17 protein-coding genes, 20 tRNA genes and 1 rRNA gene are annotated in these 17,660 nt (G+C 41.2%); 5 read left to right on the plus strand and 33 right to left on the minus strand.

The genetic code is table 11. The annotated features are described in order from the left end of the window. Positions 1–198 precede the first annotated feature (198 nt). Positions 199–1,785 carry a phosphoenolpyruvate carboxykinase (ATP) gene (gene pckA, locus ACQKEV_RS11315; RefSeq protein ID WP_427444906.1) on the plus strand — a complete coding sequence of 529 codons (1,587 nt, stop codon included), beginning with the start codon at positions 199–201 and terminating at the stop codon, positions 1,783–1,785. A 40-nt stretch (positions 1,786–1,825) separates the two neighbouring features. Here the strand turns inward: pckA and ACQKEV_RS11320 are convergent, their stop codons facing one another. The 6 genes from ACQKEV_RS11320 to ACQKEV_RS11345 form a co-directional block, all read right to left on the minus strand. After that, entirely contained in the window at positions 1,826–2,242 is a 417-nt protein-coding gene (locus tag ACQKEV_RS11320) for a hypothetical protein (protein WP_427444903.1), read from the minus strand. A gap of 17 nt (positions 2,243–2,259) precedes the next feature. Then, on the minus strand, positions 2,260–2,709 hold the full coding sequence (locus ACQKEV_RS11325) for a hypothetical protein (RefSeq protein WP_427444901.1): 450 nt from the start codon (positions 2,707–2,709) through the stop codon (positions 2,260–2,262). Further along, positions 2,710–3,498, minus strand: coding sequence for an alpha/beta hydrolase family protein (locus ACQKEV_RS11330; RefSeq protein ID WP_427444898.1), 789 nt, complete (start codon positions 3,496–3,498; stop codon positions 2,710–2,712). After that, positions 3,476–3,949 (minus strand): NUDIX domain-containing protein, encoded by a 474-nt coding sequence (locus ACQKEV_RS11335; RefSeq protein WP_427444896.1) that lies wholly within the window; start codon positions 3,947–3,949, stop codon positions 3,476–3,478. Before ACQKEV_RS11335 ends, ACQKEV_RS11330 begins: the two co-directional genes overlap by 23 nt. 47 nt (positions 3,950–3,996) lie before the next feature. Continuing rightward, positions 3,997–4,299 carry a transposase gene (locus ACQKEV_RS11340; RefSeq protein WP_427444893.1) on the minus strand — a complete coding sequence of 101 codons (303 nt, stop codon included), beginning with the start codon at positions 4,297–4,299 and terminating at the stop codon, positions 3,997–3,999. Positions 4,300–4,406: 107 nt separating this feature from the next. Beyond that, positions 4,407–4,856 (minus strand): Dps family protein, encoded by a 450-nt coding sequence (locus ACQKEV_RS11345; RefSeq protein ID WP_427444890.1) that lies wholly within the window; start codon positions 4,854–4,856, stop codon positions 4,407–4,409. 100 nt (positions 4,857–4,956) lie between these two features. Here ACQKEV_RS11345 and ytzI point away from each other — a divergent pair, with 100 nt between their 5' ends. The 3 genes from ytzI (at position 4,957) to ACQKEV_RS11360 (ending at position 6,450) form a co-directional block, all read left to right on the plus strand. Continuing rightward, a complete protein-coding gene (gene ytzI / locus ACQKEV_RS11350; RefSeq protein WP_427444888.1) occupies positions 4,957–5,103 on the plus strand; it encodes a YtzI protein in 147 nt (48 codons plus the stop codon). Continuing rightward, positions 5,100–5,330 (plus strand): membrane protein insertion efficiency factor YidD, encoded by a 231-nt coding sequence (gene yidD / locus ACQKEV_RS11355; protein WP_427444887.1) that lies wholly within the window; start codon positions 5,100–5,102, stop codon positions 5,328–5,330. Before ytzI ends, yidD begins: the two co-directional genes overlap by 4 nt. A 118-nt stretch (positions 5,331–5,448) precedes the next feature. Next, positions 5,449–6,450, plus strand: a complete 1,002-nt coding sequence (locus ACQKEV_RS11360; RefSeq protein WP_427444884.1) for a metal ABC transporter solute-binding protein, Zn/Mn family — start codon at positions 5,449–5,451, stop codon at positions 6,448–6,450. Positions 6,451–6,489: 39 nt separating this feature from the next. Here ACQKEV_RS11360 and menC read toward each other — a convergent pair whose 3' ends face one another. The 6 genes from menC to ACQKEV_RS11390 are packed head-to-tail and all read right to left on the minus strand — an operon-like array spanning position 6,490 to position 13,822. Next, positions 6,490–7,602 carry an o-succinylbenzoate synthase gene (menC, locus tag ACQKEV_RS11365; RefSeq protein ID WP_427444881.1) on the minus strand — a complete coding sequence of 371 codons (1,113 nt, stop codon included), beginning with the start codon at positions 7,600–7,602 and terminating at the stop codon, positions 6,490–6,492. Then, a complete protein-coding gene (locus ACQKEV_RS11370) occupies positions 7,575–9,023 on the minus strand; it encodes an o-succinylbenzoate--CoA ligase (protein WP_427444878.1) in 1,449 nt (482 codons plus the stop codon). Before ACQKEV_RS11370 ends, menC begins: the two co-directional genes overlap by 28 nt. Before the next feature lie 60 nt (positions 9,024–9,083). Further along, positions 9,084–9,902 carry a 1,4-dihydroxy-2-naphthoyl-CoA synthase gene (gene menB / locus ACQKEV_RS11375; protein ID WP_427444876.1) on the minus strand — a complete coding sequence of 273 codons (819 nt, stop codon included), beginning with the start codon at positions 9,900–9,902 and terminating at the stop codon, positions 9,084–9,086. An 11-nt stretch (positions 9,903–9,913) separates the two neighbouring features. Next, positions 9,914–10,741 (minus strand): 2-succinyl-6-hydroxy-2,4-cyclohexadiene-1-carboxylate synthase, encoded by an 828-nt coding sequence (gene menH / locus ACQKEV_RS11380; RefSeq protein ID WP_427444874.1) that lies wholly within the window; start codon positions 10,739–10,741, stop codon positions 9,914–9,916. Then, a complete protein-coding gene (menD, locus tag ACQKEV_RS11385; protein ID WP_427444872.1) occupies positions 10,729–12,447 on the minus strand; it encodes a 2-succinyl-5-enolpyruvyl-6-hydroxy-3-cyclohexene-1-carboxylic-acid synthase in 1,719 nt (572 codons plus the stop codon). The genes menH and menD overlap by 13 nt, the downstream gene beginning before the upstream one ends. After that, on the minus strand, positions 12,440–13,822 hold the full coding sequence (locus ACQKEV_RS11390; RefSeq protein WP_427444869.1) for an isochorismate synthase: 1,383 nt from the start codon (positions 13,820–13,822) through the stop codon (positions 12,440–12,442). Before ACQKEV_RS11390 ends, menD begins: the two co-directional genes overlap by 8 nt. 174 nt (positions 13,823–13,996) lie before the next feature. On the opposite strand from ACQKEV_RS11390, the gene ACQKEV_RS11395 reads away from it, so the two are divergent. Beyond that, entirely contained in the window at positions 13,997–14,908 is a 912-nt protein-coding gene (locus ACQKEV_RS11395) for a 1,4-dihydroxy-2-naphthoate polyprenyltransferase (RefSeq protein WP_427444866.1), read from the plus strand. 493 nt (positions 14,909–15,401) lie between these two features. Here ACQKEV_RS11395 and ACQKEV_RS11400 read toward each other — a convergent pair. The 21 genes from ACQKEV_RS11400 to rrf all read right to left on the minus strand — a co-directional run bounded on the left by ACQKEV_RS11400 (position 15,402) and on the right by rrf (position 17,480). Beyond that, positions 15,402–15,473: transfer RNA gene (locus tag ACQKEV_RS11400), tRNA-Glu, on the minus strand. Between the two features lie 7 nt (positions 15,474–15,480). Continuing rightward, positions 15,481–15,571 (minus strand) — tRNA-Ser (locus ACQKEV_RS11405). Between the two features lie 8 nt (positions 15,572–15,579). Beyond that, positions 15,580–15,654: transfer RNA gene (locus tag ACQKEV_RS11410), tRNA-Asn, on the minus strand. 1 nt (position 15,655) lies between these two features. Beyond that, positions 15,656–15,732: transfer RNA gene (locus ACQKEV_RS11415), tRNA-Ile, on the minus strand. 10 nt (positions 15,733–15,742) lie between these two features. Further along, positions 15,743–15,816, minus strand: a tRNA-Gly gene (locus tag ACQKEV_RS11420). Between the two features lie 5 nt (positions 15,817–15,821). After that, positions 15,822–15,897, minus strand: a tRNA-Phe gene (locus ACQKEV_RS11425). Positions 15,898–15,962: 65 nt separating this feature from the next. Then, positions 15,963–16,038, minus strand: a tRNA-Asp gene (locus tag ACQKEV_RS11430). Between the two features lie 3 nt (positions 16,039–16,041). Then, positions 16,042–16,118 (minus strand) — tRNA-Met (locus ACQKEV_RS11435). A 119-nt stretch (positions 16,119–16,237) separates the two neighbouring features. Continuing rightward, positions 16,238–16,330: transfer RNA gene (locus ACQKEV_RS11440), tRNA-Ser, on the minus strand. 12 nt (positions 16,331–16,342) lie between these two features. Further along, positions 16,343–16,419 (minus strand) — tRNA-Ile (locus ACQKEV_RS11445). 7 nt (positions 16,420–16,426) lie between these two features. Continuing rightward, a tRNA-Met gene (locus ACQKEV_RS11450) sits at positions 16,427–16,500 on the minus strand. An 18-nt stretch (positions 16,501–16,518) separates the two neighbouring features. Beyond that, positions 16,519–16,594: transfer RNA gene (locus ACQKEV_RS11455), tRNA-Ala, on the minus strand. Between the two features lie 20 nt (positions 16,595–16,614). Next, positions 16,615–16,691: transfer RNA gene (locus tag ACQKEV_RS11460), tRNA-Pro, on the minus strand. A 12-nt stretch (positions 16,692–16,703) separates the two neighbouring features. Next, positions 16,704–16,780, minus strand: a tRNA-Arg gene (locus ACQKEV_RS11465). 24 nt (positions 16,781–16,804) lie between these two features. Continuing rightward, a tRNA-Leu gene (locus ACQKEV_RS11470) sits at positions 16,805–16,893 on the minus strand. A 13-nt stretch (positions 16,894–16,906) separates the two neighbouring features. Beyond that, positions 16,907–16,981, minus strand: a tRNA-Gly gene (locus ACQKEV_RS11475). A gap of 20 nt (positions 16,982–17,001) precedes the next feature. Beyond that, positions 17,002–17,086: transfer RNA gene (locus ACQKEV_RS11480), tRNA-Leu, on the minus strand. Positions 17,087–17,101: 15 nt separating this feature from the next. Then, positions 17,102–17,177 (minus strand) — tRNA-Lys (locus ACQKEV_RS11485). A 6-nt stretch (positions 17,178–17,183) separates the two neighbouring features. Next, positions 17,184–17,259: transfer RNA gene (locus ACQKEV_RS11490), tRNA-Thr, on the minus strand. A 19-nt stretch (positions 17,260–17,278) separates the two neighbouring features. Beyond that, positions 17,279–17,354: transfer RNA gene (locus ACQKEV_RS11495), tRNA-Val, on the minus strand. 10 nt (positions 17,355–17,364) lie between these two features. Then, positions 17,365–17,480: ribosomal RNA gene (gene rrf, locus ACQKEV_RS11500) — 5S ribosomal RNA — on the minus strand. Between the last annotated feature and the right edge of the window lie 180 nt (positions 17,481–17,660).

Below are 17,660 nucleotides of genomic sequence, written 5' to 3' on the forward strand. Positions count from 1 at the left end.
TATCCGTTCAGTTTTACATCATAATAAACTAATGATGGGTTGTCAAATATTTTTTTCATTCTATATAAATGTTTGAAAATCAGAAAAAATTTATTAGGCTATTAGTGTAGATTAATAAACGTAATGTGTTATACTAATTTTCGAATAAAGCATAAACCCGTTATAAGGGTAATATACGACAAAGGAAGGTACATATACATGAATTCAGTGAACACGATGAACGAGCTGAACGACTTGTTAAATGGCCAAAACGTGCATGTGCAACTTTCAGTCCCACAACTTGTGGAGAAAGCAACATTACGTGGAGAAGCTGTCTTAACATCAACTGGAGCTGTAAAAGTAGAGACAGGAAAATATACAGGACGTTCTCCTAAAGACAAATATGTTGTTGTGGAAGATATCTCGAAGGACAAGATTGATTGGGGCGCTGTAAACCAACCAATATCATCTGAAATTTTCTCATCTTTATATAAGAAAGTCGTTAATTATTTAAAAACAAAAGAAGAGTTATTCGTCTTCAATGGCTTTGCAGGTGCAGACAAAGAATCTCGTCTTTCCTTGCAAGTGATTAATGAATATGCTTGGCATAACCTTTTTGCACACCAATTATTCATTCGTCCAACACAAGAAGAGTTGGCTACGCATGAAGCTCAATTCACGATTGTATACGCTCCGACATTTAAAGCGGATCCTGCAATCGATGGTACTGGTTCTGAAACGTTTATTATTGTTTCAATGGAAGAACGTATCATTTTAATTGGTGGTACAGAGTATGCAGGTGAAATGAAGAAATCAATTTTCTCTATCATGAACTACTTACTACCTGAGCAAGGCATTCTGCCTATGCACTGTTCTGCAAACGTTGGTGAAAAAGGCGATGTTGCTTTATTCTTCGGATTATCAGGAACTGGTAAGACAACATTATCTGCTGATGCAGATCGCAAATTAATCGGTGATGATGAGCATGGATGGTCAGATAATGGAGTTTTCAATATTGAAGGCGGCTGTTATGCGAAAGCAATCAACTTGACTCGTGAAAATGAACCACAAATTTTCGATGCAATTCGTTTTGGATCGGTATTGGAAAACGTAGTATTAGACCCTGAAACACGTATGCCGGACTATGAAAATATTTCGTTGACTGAAAACACGCGTGCGGCTTACCCATTACAAGCGATTGATAACATTGTTGATCCTTCTGTTGCCGGTCATCCGAAAACCATCATTTTCTTGACTGCTGATGCGTTTGGCGTTTTACCTCCAATCAGTAAGTTGACGAAAGAACAAGCAATGTATCACTTCCTAAGTGGATTTACATCAAAATTAGCTGGTACAGAGCGTGGAATTACATCTCCACAAGCAACATTCTCTACTTGTTTCGGTTCTCCATTCCTTCCCCTTCCTGCAACTGTTTATGCAGAAATGTTGGGTAATAAAATTGACGAACATGATGCTCAAGTCTTCCTAGTTAACACAGGATGGACGGGCGGCGAATATGGAGTAGGCAGCCGTATGAAACTTTCTTATACACGTGCGATGGTTCGTGCAGCGTTGGAAGGTAAATTGGACAACGTTGAAACAGACAAAGGTTCAGTATTCGGTCTAGCGATTCCTAAAGAAGTTCCAGGAGTACCAGCTGACGTATTAAACCCACGCGATGCATGGACGGATACAGCAGCCTACGATAAAAAAGCTCAGGAATTGGCAAATCAATTCCGTGCAAACTTCAATAAGTTCGGATCTGTATCTGAAGACATTATCTCTAAAGGCGGTCCAATCATCTAGAATAAAAAAATGGCTTGCACTTCGTGTGCAGGCCATTTTTTTACTCCATAAATTCGATAGCAGTGTTTTCAGGAAAATAGGATTCTATTTCCTTTGCATCCTCAATACTAATTTGGTAGAAAAACAATTCAGTACCGTGTTGTTTAACTTTGCAAATAAGTGAACCATTTCTCTTGAAAGCTAATTTAAACCAAGGAATGACTCTATTTCCTTCACTAACTGCGTACAACAATAAATCTTTTAACCTCTGATTCAAAGGCATTGTAAAGATAACAAAACCGCTTTCAAATCGAATGGTATGGGCATATGGTTTAATCTTGTGAATCTCTTCTTTTTCATCTTCATGGCAATGCACTTCTACTTCTGTAAACACTGGCAATAACTCCGTCATTAATGAAAACCAATATGTTTCATTGGATTGCAATATGGTTTCGTACTTAATATATAAATTCCCCATGCCTCTCCCTCCTCTTTTTACATGAGGTGTTCTTTGAAATATTCCGCGTGTTCAATTTCAGGGAATAGTACTTCAAATTTTTCTGCTTCTTTTTCATTTACTCCATACAACACAATCTCTGAACCATATTGTGCAATCTCAAGCATTTGAATATCTTCTTTATAAAAGAATAAAGTAAACCATTTTAAACCACCATCTGCATCTATCGAATGATTACGTAAATAGTTACAATTTTCTTCGTTCAAAGTAATGGTAAAGGATTTAACAAGACCTTGATCTGCTGAAAGTGCGGAGATTTTGGCCAATTCCTCAATATGCTGCACTTCTGTCTGCCAGCAAAGTATTTCCACAGAGGCATAGTCACTCGTATATGTATCCCACAACTTATCCCAATATGACGTGTCATTAGGAATCGAAGTTTTTGTTGCAGTACTGGTAGTCTTTAAATAAATGCGAATATGTTTCATCTAGTAAACTCCTTGTCGTTTCATCCATTCAGTTAAATCTCTCACTGTCTGTCTATTGATTTTAGAGGGGAAATAATGTGTGTAATCTTTAAAATACCATGTTTCGAATTTTTTGTTTTCTTGAATAAGCGCTTTTTCAAGTCGTAAGGCATGTTCAAATCCGACGTTCCCGTCTTTTCTTCCATGGATAATTAAGATAGAAGCGTCAATCGCATTGATATGTTTGAGTGGTTGACGTTCTTCATATGCATCTGGCACCTTCGTTGGAGTACCGCCAATTACACGTTTCATCATTCTGCGCATATCCTCCCGCTCCTCATAGGTGAGGAAAATATCAGATACACCTGACCAAGTGACCACTGAAGTAATATCTGATCGCAAAATAGCCGTCCACAATGCCATAATTCCTCCACGGGAAAAAGCAAACAAATGAATACGATTCACTGAAATAAACTGTTTTAATACATCTACTCCATTTGTTGCATCAAAACGATCTTCCCCAGCAAATTCATCTTTCCCCTCTCCGCCTCTGTTCCCACGATAGTATGGAGCAAATACGACGAATCCTTGTGTGGCAAACTGAGCAATTCTAGCGGCTCGAACCATACCAATGTTTTGTATACCTCCGCGCAAATAGAGAATCCCATCATAATTGCCCTGTTTTCGAGGCTCCGCGAGTAATCCTTTGATCCTGAATCCACAAGACCAATAAACAATTTCAGTTAATTTAACATGTGGATTTGGACTTGGATATGGAAGAATATGTTCAATCGTTCCGTCTACTTTCATCTAACATCACCTGTTCCAGCATTTTTCTCATTCCGTCATCGGTCATATGAAAACTAAGATTAGTTGCTTTGAAAAATTCCTGTAATGTCATCCATACAGGTCCGTCGGTTTCAAAGCGTTCAAAAGTATTATTAATCGAATCAACTTTTGCACGAAAAACGGCCTTGCAAAAAGGTTTGCCCTCATGCACCATGTATTCGGCAAACCATTTTAAATTCGAGATGCTTGCGCCAGTTTCTTCAAATACTTCCCGTTTCGCTGCTTGTTCTAACGTCTCGTTTGGCTCAACTTTACCACCCGGAAATTCAATCCCTCTTTCGCGATGTTTTGTGAGCAACCACTGGTTTTGTTTATTCGCTAACACGAGTACATGTGTGGTAGGAATTGAGAAGGAATTTTGTTCAAATGATAAGGTAACTTTTAACTCATTCTGATCTACAAAAGAAAACATGCCTACTACACTCCTTTCAAATAGTGTAGCGAAGGCATGCACAGCATTCAACTATAATATGGCATGGTTTCAATCTGTTGTTTTGCTTCTTCGTTTCCGTACTCATGTATCACGGCATATAGCTTTTTCAACCTTAAATCCACCCCATCGTTTTCCGGGTCTAAATGATAAGGAACGTATGGAGTTTGAGCTCGCCAAAACCCTTTCCATTCAAACGATTCTTTTTGATCAAATAATTGATCGAGTACATTTAAGACTTCTGGCTCTGCTTCAATTTCATATTCCCAAGGTGAGTCTTCTGGATGAAAATAGTACCTATGATGAGTAACCGATACATATACTTTTGTCATTTGATTCAACCCCTTTTTCCTAGCATGGCATTATCCAATCAATTCATGCATAAAGTCCGGGGAGAATTGAAAAAAGCAAATTCCCTAAAGGGAATTTGCTGTTCTGCTTATTTGTTTGTATCACCTAAGAATGCGTTCAACATCCATTGGTGTTTCTCAATTGACTGGTACACTGCATTTAAAAGATCTTCTGTCATATCATCTTCATCTTTTGCAGCTTCGTCCATCCCTTTTTTCAGCGATTTCATAATTTTATCGAAATCTTTTACGACAGTCTCAACCATTTGTTTATCACTTTCTTTTCCTGTCGCTTCCGTCACATCAGATAGTTCCAGATGCTCCTTCAACGTCGCAACAGGTTGACCACCTAATGTTAATAAACGCTCTGCAATCTCATCCATATGTAGAGTAGCTTCATTATACAGTTCTTCAAACTTTGCATGTAAAGTAAAGAATTGAGGTCCTTTTACATACCAATGGAAATTATGTAACTTCGCATACATGACTGACCAAGTTGCTACTTGTTTATTAAGTTCTTTGTTTAATGCTGCTGACATAAAAATTTCACACTCCTAAGTTGATTTATAGCCCCGATTACTTTCAATTTACCACTAAGTTCACTACAATAAACATACAGAACGAAGTGGAGTGAAAAAAATGTTATTATTTATGGTCATCATCTCAGTAGTAATGGTCATCGGCATCACAATGATGTTCCTTCTTGCTACAAAAAAAGCGTATACAATTGAACATAAAATCGATCCAATTCCCACTCAATCAAACGAGGATCGAGACTCCAAATGAAATTCCTGGTGATTGGTATTTTCCGTTTTTATCAGAAATTCATTTCCCCTTTGACCCCACCGAGCTGCCGATTTTATCCAACATGCTCCCACTACGGAGTTGAAGCAGTTGAAAAGCATGGTGCCTTTAAAGGTATCTACTTGGCTATTAGCAGAATCCTTCGCTGCCATCCTTTTCACGAAGGTGGATATGACCCTGTTCCAGAAGAATGGCCTTCAAAGAAATGACTTTTAAATGAGTCATTTTTTTTGTGTCCTTTTTCCTTGTCTTTTATAGATGTTTCTTGTATGATAAGAAAGTTCTATATACAAATCGTAATCGTTACTATTTAAAAAGGAGATACACATGAAAAAGTACCTATTATATAGTTTTATCACGTTATTGGTTTTATCTACTGTCGCATGTGGAAAAAACACACCAACGACCGGGGAATCTAAAAATCCCGATGCATTAACTGTTTACACGACCGTTTATCCACTCACTTATTTTACCCAACGCATCGGAGGAAATAACGTTCATGTTGAATCCGTTTATCCAGCAGGATCGAACGAGCATACATTTGATCCAACGCAAAAAGATATGATGGACTTAGCAAATGCAGAATTATTTTTTTATGTAGGTCTTGGTCTTGAAGGGTTTGTCGACAATGCGAGAAAGACATTAGCAAATGAAGAAGTGACAATGGTCGCAACTGCCGATGAAGTGACAGACGAAGAATTGGCTATGAGTAAAGGACATGAGAATGACGGGCACGATGAAGAGCATGAAGAAGGCCATGCAAATGAAGGTGACGGGCACGAAAGTCATGATCATGGTAAAACCGATCCCCACCTTTGGATTTCACCACAGATTAGTATGAAGCTTGCCTCTTCTATTAAAAACTCTCTGATTGAAAAAGACCCGGAGAATGAAGCCACTTATACAAAAAACTATGAAGCTTTAATACTCGAACTTGAACAGCTTGATAAAGATTTCAAAGAAATGGCAGATGCTTCAACTAACAAAACGTTCTTTGTTTCTCATGCAGCGTTTGGCTACTTGGGTGGAACATACGGACTTGAGCAAGTTGCAGTTGCAGGCTTGAATTCGCAGGACGAGCCGTCACAACAAGAGCTCACTGAAATTGTTAAATTAGCTAAAGAAAAAAACATCACTACAATTTTATTTGAACAGAATGTCTCATCCAATTTAACAAAAGTGATACAGAATGAAGTTGGAGCTGATGCAATGACGTTGCATAATTTAGGCGTATTAACGAATGAAGATATCGATAATAAAGAGACATACTTTACCTTAATGGAACAGAATTTAGAGACATTAAAGAAAGCATTGGCCTCTGCGAAGTAAAATAAAAACCACGGAATGTTTTTCATTCCGTGGTTTTACTTATTTAAACAGCTTGTTTCGTACCTCGAACTGCTGAATAATCGATTGATTCCATTCAACCCCTACGCCGGGTGAGCTCGAGAGTTCAATTTTACCTTCACATACATCGATGAGAGGAGTCGCCAAGTCATCTTTCCAAAAGTGTGTCGATGAACTGAAATCCCCAGGGAATGTAACACCTGGCAAAGAAGCAAAAGCCAAATTGAATGCTTTTGATACGCCGAATTCAATCATTCCTCCTACCCAAATTGGCACATCTGCTTGCATGCATTGATGATGAATTCGGAGAGCTGCTGATAGTCCACCAACTCTGCCTTGCTTCATCACAAGTATTTTGCCTGACTTACGTTCAATCATATCTAACGCATCTTCATAACTGGCAATGCTTTCATCCAAGGCAAATGGCGTTTTCATTGTTTTTTGAGCTTCTGCAGAAACCCGATTAAGCTGTTCCGAAAAAGGTTGTTCAATTAGAGCAAAACCACAATCGTCGAAAGCGCGTAAGTAATCAATGGTACTTTCAGTAAATGCACCATTCGCATCGGCGAAAAATAACGTTTGTGGGTATTTTTCGATTAAGGACTTCATGTCTTGCGGATTGGTGTTTTGAGATATTTTGATTTTAATTCGTTTATATCCTTTTTCTACAGCGGCATCGATTTCTTTCTTCATTACACAATCAGTAGCAGCAGCTACGACAACACCGGCTTCGATTGTTTCTTTTACTCCACCGATGACTTGCCAAAGAGGTTTATTTAATTTCTTAGCATATAGATCCCATAATGCATGATTTACAGCCGCTTTTGCCATATGGTTGCCTTTGATAGCCTTTAGTGCTAATTCGAGTTGATCTGGGTGCGAGAAGGATTGATTCAACATGGCTGGAATTATCCATTTTTCTAGTGTGTTCCATGCCGTGTCCACCGTTTCTTCGGTGTACCAGGGAGAAGCAAATGCTACACATTCCCCAACACCAATTGTGCCGTCAGCATCCGTCACTTCAAGAAGGACACTCTCCCTTTCTTCCACTTCCTGCAAGTGAGTAATAAATGAATGTTTTAGAGGCACTTTTACGTGATATAACGTCACTCTTTTGATTTGGATGTTAACCACGCTCTCAGCTCTCTTCTCAGTAATTTATTCGATGCATTTCTCGGCATAACCTGTACATGGTGCAATACTTTCGGCATTTTATAAGGTGCCAATTTATCCTGCAAAAACGCTTGTAATGATTCCAATGAGAGTGCCTCATCACCGACAATAAATGCTACCGGTACTTGTCCCCACTTCTCGTCACTCATTCCACAAACACCCGCTTCACGTATCATGGGATGTTGAAGAATAGCATTTTCCACTTCTGCCGGATAAATGTTTTCACCACCTGAAATAATTAAATCAGAGCGACGATCGACGACATATAAATATCCTTCATCATCAAAATATCCGATATCGCCCGTACGGAGCCATCCGTTTTCCTGAGATGCTGTGGAAGCATTTCTACCGATATAGCCCGGGGTTACATGGCCACCACGGATGCAAATCTCGCCTTCTTCAAAAGGATTTGTCGCTTGATCGATTTCAATAAAACTTAAATACAATGGCTTCCCAGAAGACCCAAGCTTTCTTACCGCATCTTCAGGAGCAAGTGTCGCCGTTTGTGAAGATGTTTCGGTCATCCCGTAGGTTTGCAGAATGGGAATACCACGAGCAATTGCTCTCACTAAATAGGTACTCGGAACAGGACCACCGCCAACAAGCATCGTCAGCAAACGAGACGATACATTAACGTTTCGCTCTTCTAATTCGCGTAAAATCCGTTCTAACATAACTGAGACAACAGACATACGAGTGACCTCTCCGCTTACTAAGTCGTCCACCACGTGGCTTATCTCAAATTTCGAATACAGCCTCACTTCCATTCCATATAAGACCGAGCGAATGAAAATAGATAATCCACTAATGTGAAATACAGGCATGGTGCACAACCACACATCATCTGGTTGAACCCCCATATTGAAGGCGGAGGCAGTCGCATTGGTTGTGTGGTTTTGAACCGTTTGACGAACACCTTTTGGATTACCCGTTGTTCCGGATGTATACATTATGGACATGGTGCGTTCAAGCGGCCATTCGTCTTCTATTTCGAACTTGACGGAAGTTTTCTCAGTTAGTACATCCATGGTAATTGGGGAATGGATAGCCACTCTTTCTTCATAACCACCATCCACTAACAATAAAGACGGTTGAGCATCGTCAATTTGATAGGAAAGCTCTCCATCAGAGAGTCTTTCATTTAATAACACCACTTCACAACCTAATTGCCAACAAGCATGAATAGTCACAATCAACGCTGGTTGTGAGGGTGATAATATGGCGATGCGATCTCCATTCTTGACGCCAAAAGCTTTCAATGAACCCGCTACTTCTAAGGCTTCATCAAAGAGCTGTTGGAAAGTCCATGATTGATGTCCATATGTTAATGCTTTGCGATTGGGCGTCATTTTGACACGCTGTGCTAACCAGTTAGGATACATAAAATTTTGCCACCTTTAGAAAAAGCTGTCCTCATAAAGGACAGCTTGAAAATTGTCATATCAAGGGAAACGAGGGAATTGACCGAAATCAGGTTTACGTTTTTCCTTAAAGGCATCGCGGCCTTCTTTTGCTTCATCAGTTGTGTAGTAAAGAAGTGTTGCATCTCCAGCCATTTGTTGCAGCCCTGCCAAACCATCCGTATCTGCGTTCATTGCCGCTTTCAGGAAACGAAGAGCTGTAGGTGACATAGAAAGCATTTCTTCACACCATTGAACCGTTTCATCTTCCAATTGTGCGTAAGGAACTACTGTATTGACCAAGCCCATATCTAATGCTGCTTGTGCGTCATATTGACGACATAAGTACCAAATTTCACGCGCTTTTTTATGTCCGATAATACGAGCTAAATAACCAGAACCGTAACCTGCGTCAAACGAGCCGACTTTCGGTCCAGTTTGTCCAAATATTGCGTTGTCTGCAGCGATTGTTAAATCACAAACTACATGAAGAACGTGTCCGCCACCGATTGCATAACCTGCTACCATTGCAACAACAGGCTTAGGAATAACGCGAATCAAACGCTGTAAATCCAGAACGTTCAAACGTGGGATTTCATCTTCTCCAACATACCCACCATGTCCACGGACTGATTGGTCACCACCTGAACAGAAAGCTTTTTCGCCTTCACCTGTTAATACGATAACGCCGACTTTTGAATCATCGCGCGCATAAGTAAATGCATCCAATAATTCTTTAACGGTTTTAGGTCGGAAAGCATTTCTTACTTCCGGACGGTTAATTGTGATTTTCGCAATCCCGTTAAAAGTTTCATACTTAATATCTTCATATGTACGTTCTGATACCCATTGACGTGTCATACTCTTCCTCCTCAAGATCTTTCTAATACTTGCTCCATTATTATTGTAGCAAACTGAACGGGATTTTCCACATGAATTGCATGACCCGCTTCTGAAACTTCTAGATGCTGGCTGTTTTGAATCTGTTTTGTCATTTGCTTTCCAATAATCGTGAATTTTTCATCAAGTTCACCCGTGATTATTGTGACAGGGATTTTCAACTCATTCAATCGAAACCAGTAAGAAGGTTGACGACCGGTACCCATTCCTTTCAAACTATTCCAGAGACCTGAAGCAGTTTGTTGCATGCGATCTTCCCTAATGGATTGAAGCTTGATCTCATCCAATTTTTTTTGAGATTGAAATAACGGAATGTCCTGCCAAAAATCGATGAAGGATGAAAGACCTTCACTTTCCAGCTTCATAGCTAATTGATTATCTGCAGCTATTCGGGAAAGTCGGTCGGCTTCTATATCCAAACCTGGCGACGCACTTTCCAATACTAACTTCCGAACATATTCAGGATAACTAAGTGCATAAGCAAGTGCAACTCGCCCCCCCATTGAATAGCCCACGAGTGAAAAACTTGTTATGTTAAGAGTTTGGATAAGCACATGTAGATCCTTTAGTTGTTCGCTCATTTCATATCGTTTGTAATCTTTAGGTGATTCGGTGTTTCCGTGACCTAATAAATCAACCGTAATACAACGGACAGTTTCAGGTAATTGTTCAATAATTGGATGCCATGTTTTCGTGCTGCCAGTAAATCCATGCAAAAAGAGAATGGTTTCCAAAGCGTTTTTATTTTTAATTGAATAACTGACATTCACACCTCGGACTGATGCAACTAGTTGTTCCATTTCAGGTCCAACTCCTCAGTAATCCCGTTCCATAATTGTCGATGTGCCAAAACGTTCTGTTGGCGATTCGTCTTCACTTCAATGATTCGCAAATCTTTTTGTTTTGCTGTCGTTAAAGCATTTATGAACTCATCTTTTGACTCAACTGCAAAGTATTCTGCTTCGTACATGGTCGCTATTGAATCGAAAGACAAGCCGGTTGGTGTACCGAACAGTTTTTCAAAATAAATCTCTTCACTTGATTGAGGCAAATAAGAGAAAATGCCTCCTCCATCATTATTCATCACGACAATGGTGAGGTCCGTCTCATGGAAACGTGAAACCAATAAACCATTGCTGTCGTGAAGGAACGAGATGTCCCCGATTAATAAAGTGGCAGGTCGTTTTCTCGCCTGCTGAATGCCAAGTGCAGTTGAAACAACACCATCAATTCCATTTGTTCCGCGGTTAGCATAAATTGCAATGTCTTTAGTTGTTTGATTGAAGAAAGTATCGACATCCCGAATTGGCATACTGCTACCAGAAATGAGGTCACTCCCATCGGACAAATAATGAAATAGCACTCCGGCTAGTGCGCCTTCGTCGTTTTGCTCTTGAATATATTTCTCGACATGTGTTGTTGCAATTTTATTTGCCTTTGTCCAGTTGATAAGAGCTTCGTTTTCATGAACGTTGCTCAACTCTTTCCAGAACACTTGCGCCACAGAATGAACATGGTGCGTCACCACCCCCAACGAGTCCCTGAACATTGGATCTTCATCGACCGCAACATAAATTTCAGGCTGAACATCTTTTAGAAATAGTGAGAGCGGCTTAGAAACCGGTTGAGCACCAAAACGAATCACTACATCGGGAATAACGGACTGTTTAAAGTTTTCACTTTTCAGTAGTGCATCGTATTGATCAATAAGTAAGTGTAAGCAATCTTCCGGGACACTTGTCCGAAGTTGAGAAAGTGAATCTGCCAATACTGGCCACTGGATGGATTTTGCAAAAGCCCAAAACTCTCTTTTGGCCGTATCTGCAGATAGTTCCCCAACGATGAGAAGTCCCCTTTTAGCGGAAGCAATCGATTGTTCAACAAAGTCGATTGTAGGCTGTGACGCAACAATCGTCCCTGACGTCGATTCTATAAATGAGGAAGGCTCAGGCTGGAAGTCAAAATCAAGCAACAAAGGTTCTCGGAAAGGGATGTTGATATGAACTGGTCCCATTGGTGCTGCCTTAGCATGTGTAATGGCTCTCGCAGTATGACGAACAATAAATGGAATCGTCTCTTGATGTTCGTCTGCTAACGGAAAGTCTACACTCCATTTAACGTGTTTTCCGTATAGTTGAACTTGGTCGATGGCTTGAGGTGCTCCCACTTCCCTAAGTTCGTGTGGACGATCTGCTGTTAAAACAATTAAAGGAATCCTTGCATAGTTTGCTTCCACAATAGAAGGAAAATAGTTAGCAGCTGCCGTTCCAGACGTACACAGTAAAAGCACTGGACTTCGTTTAGCTTTGGCCATTCCTAAAGCAAAAAAACCAGCAGATCGTTCGTCAATTTGCATATATGTGTTGAATTCTTTTGTTTGACTAAAGGCATATGCAAGAGGCGTGGAACGAGAACCTGGACTGATTACGATATCCTGAACGCCTGCTCGAAGAAAAGTTTGGACGATAGCGTGTACATATTCAGTTAAATTTGTACGGTTATCCATTTAATTTACCTCCAAGAGTGCGTAACATCGGTCTAAATTTCACTAATGTCTCCGCATATTCAGAAGTAGGATCCGAATCCGCAACAATTCCTCCACCAGCATATAAATAAGCATTCGTTTTGTTCAATAACGCGGAGCGGATGGCAACAGCGAATTCACCGTTTCCTTCAGCATCAATCCAACCCACAGGTGCGGCATAGTATCCACGATTCATTTGCTCAACCATTCTAATTATAGCCATGGCGTCTCCTCGGGGTTCTCCACCTAAAGCCGGTGTTGGGTGTAAATCTTTTACCAGTTGCAACAGTCCATAACCTTTTTGCAACTTCCCTTCCACTGGTGTATATAAATGCTGAATGTCTCTGATTTTCATCAGTTTAGGGTATTTTGGAACTCTGACTTCGTCACAATATTGATTAAATACTTCCGTAATCATATCTACCACATATTGATGTTCTTCTCTGTTTTTTGAATCCTGCAATAGGTCGTTGCCTAATTGCTGATCTTCGATTGCAGTTTGTCCCCTCTTAACAGAACCCGCTAAACAAGTGGACAGTGCGCGACGATTTTCTACTTTCACCAAGCGTTCAGGCGTTGCTCCAAAAAACAAATTATCTGCAAGCTCTAGCCCAAACAGAAAACTTTCTGGTTGCTCTTTAGACGTATGATACATGGCAGATGGTGAACTCACTTCTTCTGCAAAAGTCAATTCCAATGAACGGGCAATGACAACCTTTTGAGCCTCACCAGCATGAATTAATTTCGTCACATGTGAAACTGCATCCAAATATAATTCCTTGTAGCGTTCATCCATTTGAGTTAATAGCGGTTTTGCATAAGGTTTTAATTCCTTGACCTGCGCTGCATGGATCAGGTCATCCCGTTCTCCACGTAAGCGATCAAATTGAATTTGTGAATCTTTATCACTCGTTATTAAATGGATACTGATGAATACTCTGTCGTCACGTATGACGAGTTGAAAAGAAGGCACAGCAAAGTACGCCGAAGGGAACATATCCCACTCGGAAGATAATTTGTTGGCTGGGTCAAAAGAAAACCCGCCAAACAATATCGGTTGTAAATCATGTTCTTCATTCACGATTTTAGAGCACAGTTCATTCCATTGTTGATCCACTTCAGCGAAGCGATTTTCTTCTGCGGTACTTGTGATGACATGAGCATGTCCAAGTCCGACCAATGTAAATGTTTTTTCTCGGTTCTGCCAGTAAAATCTTTGACCTTTATATGACTCTCCTGCTTCAAAGAAAGCAACAGAGGATAATCCATTCACTTCAATCGTTTCTGTATAAAAATGTACGGCCGAAGACTGATCTTCGACTACATATCCTGTGGATGTCAATGACTTTCGTTTCATCCAGTTTCCCTCCGTAATTAGGACTTCATAAATATATGAGGACCCTTTAATATCCTACCTTCTATCATACCTCTTTATAGACGATTCAGCACTCGTAAAGCAAACAATCTACACAGAATTAGGTGGATGAAGTACAATGAGAGAGGTAAAAAAAGAAGAAGGAGCGGAAACTTTATGTCACACGATTTAAAAGCTGATAGTGGCTGGCGTATTTGGTGGCAATTAACACGGCCTCACACGTTAACTGCATCATTTGTTCCTGTATTTTTAGGTACAATGATTGCCATTTCCTATACAGATATACACTGGCCATTATTCTTTGCTATGCTGTTTGCAAGCATGCTGATCCAAGCAGCTACAAATATGTTCAATGAGTATTATGACTTTGCAAGAGGATTGGATAATGAGAAGTCTGTTGGGATTGGTGGTGCCATCGTTAGAAATGGAGTTCAACCAAAAACAGTTATGCAGCTCGCTTTATTGCTCTATGCAATCTCAATTATTCTAGGGATATACATATGCATCGAAACCACTTGGCTATTAGCAATTGTAGGAGCCGTATCAATGGCGATTGGCTATTTCTACACAGGCGGTCCTTACCCTATTGCATATACGCCTTTTGGGGAATTATTTTCAGGTGTATTTATGGGAATGCTGATTGTTTTAATCGCATTCTATATCCAAACAGGAGAAATTACATCCATTGCTCTGATATTGTCTATTCCAAGTATGTTACTAGTCGCTGCAATTATGCTTTCAAATAATATACGGGATTTAGTGGAAGATAAAGCAGGCGGACGTAAAACAATGGCTTTACTGATTGGACGTAAACGCGCCATCAATGTATTGCTCGGATTGTTCATCGCTTCATATTTATGGATCCTTGCACTGGTTGTCGCAGGAGAAATCACTCCATGGGCACTACTTGTTATTTTGAGCATAAAAAAACCGATACTTGCCATTCAGACATTTAAAGCTCATGAAGATCCGCTCAGAGTGGGTCCTGCCATGAAAGATACCGCACTCACGAATACGATCTTCGGTTTCCTTCTCGGAATCGGTTTGCTGATTGGATATATCTTATAGAAATTGAACAAACCGCATGTGCCTGGACAAAGGCAATGCGGTTTTTTTATGTATTTTCAATATAGAGAAGGTTTCAATTGGCTCGCAGTGTTCGATCGAAAGCATATGGATCTTTACTTTCACAGAAACACCCATTAAACGACAGTATTAGGGTCATTTTGTATATTTCTACAACTTCTAATGAATGGAGCTGTTCTCTTCGCTCGGTATAAAGAATGACTCACCTGTTTTGAGAATGTAGGATTTTCAGACGTCAACCACGTTTTTTCAGACGTGATGCTTCATTTCTCAGACGTCCTCTCCCATTTTTCAGACGTGAGTGCCAAAAAGTCAGACTGAGCTTCCACATATCAAATAACAGCAAGAAAGCCTACAGCTTAATAGCTGCAGGATTAGATTATCATATATCAATTATGGGTAGACATAATATCCTATAATTCGACATTTCTCCATAAAAAAACACGCTATCCCGAAGATAGCGCATCTTTTTAAATGACCCCTACGGGATTCGAACCCGTGTTACCGCCGTGAAAGGGCGGTGTCTTAACCGCTTGACCAAGGGGCCTTATATCTGGCGGAGAAGGAGGGATTTGAACCCTCGCGCCGGTTGCCCGACCTACACCCTTAGCAGGGGCGCCTCTTCAGCCACTTGAGTACTTCCCCAGAAATAATGGCTCCGAAGGTAGGACTCGAACCTACGACCAATCGATTAACAGTCGATTGCTCTACCACTGAGCTACTTCGGAATGGTGGGCCTAAATGGACTCGAACCATCGACCTCACGCTTATCAGGCGTGCGCTCTAACCAGCTGAGCTATAGGCCCACATAAAAAATGGAGCGGGTGAAGAGAATCGAACTCTCATCATCAGCTTGGAAGGCTGAGGTTTTACCACTAAACTACACCCGCAAATATGGTGGCTCAGGACGGAATCGAACCGCCGACACAAGGATTTTCAGTCCTTTGCTCTACCGACTGAGCTACTGAGCCACAATTAAATTGTACTAAGCTGTGAATCTCTTTGCTTATTCCAATTTTTAATACTTTAGAAAAAATGGCGGTCCCGACGGGAATCGAACCCGCGATCTCCTGCGTGACAGGCAGGCATGTTAACCGCTACACCACGGGACCATTTGGTTGCGGGGGCAGGATTTGAACCTGCGACCTTTGGGTTATGAGCCCAACGAGCTACCGTGCTGCTCCACCCCGCGATAATATTATTGTTATAAACATAATTGCTTCAACACTTATTGTGTTATGAACACCTGCATTTAGCGAGTTAATATGTATGTTTATATTTGATAGTCTTACACCACACACTTAGTAAAAATGGAGGAGGTAGAGGGATTCGAACCCCCGCGGGATTTGACTCCCCTGTCGGTTTTCAAGACCGATCCCTTCAGCCAAACTTGGGTATACCTCCGCGATATATAAGTGGTGGACCTTGCAGGACTCGAACCTGCGACCGGACGGTTATGAGCCGTCTGCTCTAACCAACTGAGCTAAAGGTCCTAAAAAATGGCGGCAGAGGGGATCGAACCCCCGACCTCACGGGTATGAACCGTACGCTCTAGCCAGCTGAGCTATGCCGCCAGGATCTTTATAAAATGTTGGTGGAGCCTAGCGGGATCGAACCGCTGACCTCCTGCGTGCAAGGCAGGCGCTCTCCCAGCTGAGCTAAGGCCCCATAAAAGGGATGAAATAAACTGGTCGGGAAGACAGGATTCGAACCTGCGACCCCTTGGTCCCAAACCAAGTGCTCTACCAAGCTGAGCTACTTCCCGAGTCAAAAATTATGGCGCGCCCGAGAGGACTCGAACCTCTAACCGCTTGATTCGTAGTCAAGTACTCTATCCAATTGAGCTACGGGCGCTAAATATGATGTTTTATGAAAAGATGGTGCCGAGGACCGGAATCGAACCGGTACGGTAGTCACCTACCGCAGGATTTTAAGTCCTGTGCGTCTGCCAGTTCCGCCACCCCGGCATTAAAGAAGTTATGGAGCGGAAGACGAGGTTCGAACTCGCGACCCCCACCTTGGCAAGGTGGTGTTCTACCACTGAACTACTTCCGCTTGTATAACATTGTAAAAAATGGTGCGGGTGAAGGGAGTCGAACCCCCACGCCTTGCGGCGCTAGATCCTAAGTCTAGTGCGTCTGCCAGTTCCGCCACACCCGCAACTTAGTATGAAAATGGTGAGCCATGTAGGATTCGAACCTACGACCCTCTGATTAAAAGTCAGATGCTCTACCAACTGAGCTAATGGCTCTAACAATGGTGCCGGCGAAAGGAGTCGAACCCTCGACCTACTGATTACAAGTCAGTTGCTCTACCAACTGAGCTACACCGGCACGGTGTTAAAAAGAATAATGGTGGAGGATGACGGGCTCGAACCGCCGACCCTCTGCTTGTAAGGCAGATGCTCTCCCAGCTGAGCTAATCCTCCGAAATAAATCGCCCAGCGACGTCCTACTCTCACAGGGGGAAACCCCCAACTACCATCGGCGCTAAAGAGCTTAACTTCCGTGTTCGGTATGGGAACGGGTGTGACCTCTTTGCCATTATCACTGGACTGGGTATTCTTTTTTCAGACAAGATTTATTATAACAAGTCTGACGAGATTTACAAGTGTTTTTTATTTTTTTAAAAAAACATTTTTGTTCACTCAAAACTGGATAAACGGGTCATTGAAAACCATTCAAATTCATTTTGGTTAAGTCCTCGATCGATTAGTATTCGTCAGCTGCACACG

The sequence above is a fragment of the Paenisporosarcina sp. NPDC076907 genome (assembly GCF_050269735.1).
GTDB lineage: Bacteria > Bacillota > Bacilli > Bacillales_A > Planococcaceae > Paenisporosarcina.

Coding starts and splice junctions, on each gene's coding strand:
- ACQKEV_RS11345 (WP_427444890.1), bottom strand. CDS start 4,856: ATGTCAGCAGCATTAAACAAAGAACTTAATAAACAAGTAGCAACTTGG.
- ytzI (WP_427444888.1), top strand. CDS start 4,957: ATGTTATTATTTATGGTCATCATCTCAGTAGTAATGGTCATCGGCATC.
- ACQKEV_RS11325 (WP_427444901.1), bottom strand. CDS start 2,709: ATGAAACATATTCGCATTTATTTAAAGACTACCAGTACTGCAACAAAA.
- ACQKEV_RS11370 (WP_427444878.1), bottom strand. CDS start 9,023: ATGTATCCTAACTGGTTAGCACAGCGTGTCAAAATGACGCCCAATCGC.
- ACQKEV_RS11390 (WP_427444869.1), bottom strand. CDS start 13,822: ATGAAACGAAAGTCATTGACATCCACAGGATATGTAGTCGAAGATCAG.
- pckA (WP_427444906.1), top strand. CDS start 199: ATGAATTCAGTGAACACGATGAACGAGCTGAACGACTTGTTAAATGGC.
- yidD (WP_427444887.1), top strand. CDS start 5,100: ATGAAATTCCTGGTGATTGGTATTTTCCGTTTTTATCAGAAATTCATT.
- ACQKEV_RS11395 (WP_427444866.1), top strand. CDS start 13,997: ATGTCACACGATTTAAAAGCTGATAGTGGCTGGCGTATTTGGTGGCAA.
- ACQKEV_RS11330 (WP_427444898.1), bottom strand. CDS start 3,498: ATGAAAGTAGACGGAACGATTGAACATATTCTTCCATATCCAAGTCCA.
- ACQKEV_RS11340 (WP_427444893.1), bottom strand. CDS start 4,299: ATGACAAAAGTATATGTATCGGTTACTCATCATAGGTACTATTTTCAT.
- menB (WP_427444876.1), bottom strand. CDS start 9,902: ATGACACGTCAATGGGTATCAGAACGTACATATGAAGATATTAAGTAT.
- menH (WP_427444874.1), bottom strand. CDS start 10,741: ATGGAACAACTAGTTGCATCAGTCCGAGGTGTGAATGTCAGTTATTCA.
- ACQKEV_RS11360 (WP_427444884.1), top strand. CDS start 5,449: ATGAAAAAGTACCTATTATATAGTTTTATCACGTTATTGGTTTTATCT.
- ACQKEV_RS11335 (WP_427444896.1), bottom strand. CDS start 3,949: ATGTTTTCTTTTGTAGATCAGAATGAGTTAAAAGTTACCTTATCATTT.
- menD (WP_427444872.1), bottom strand. CDS start 12,447: ATGGATAACCGTACAAATTTAACTGAATATGTACACGCTATCGTCCAA.
- ACQKEV_RS11320 (WP_427444903.1), bottom strand. CDS start 2,242: ATGGGGAATTTATATATTAAGTACGAAACCATATTGCAATCCAATGAA.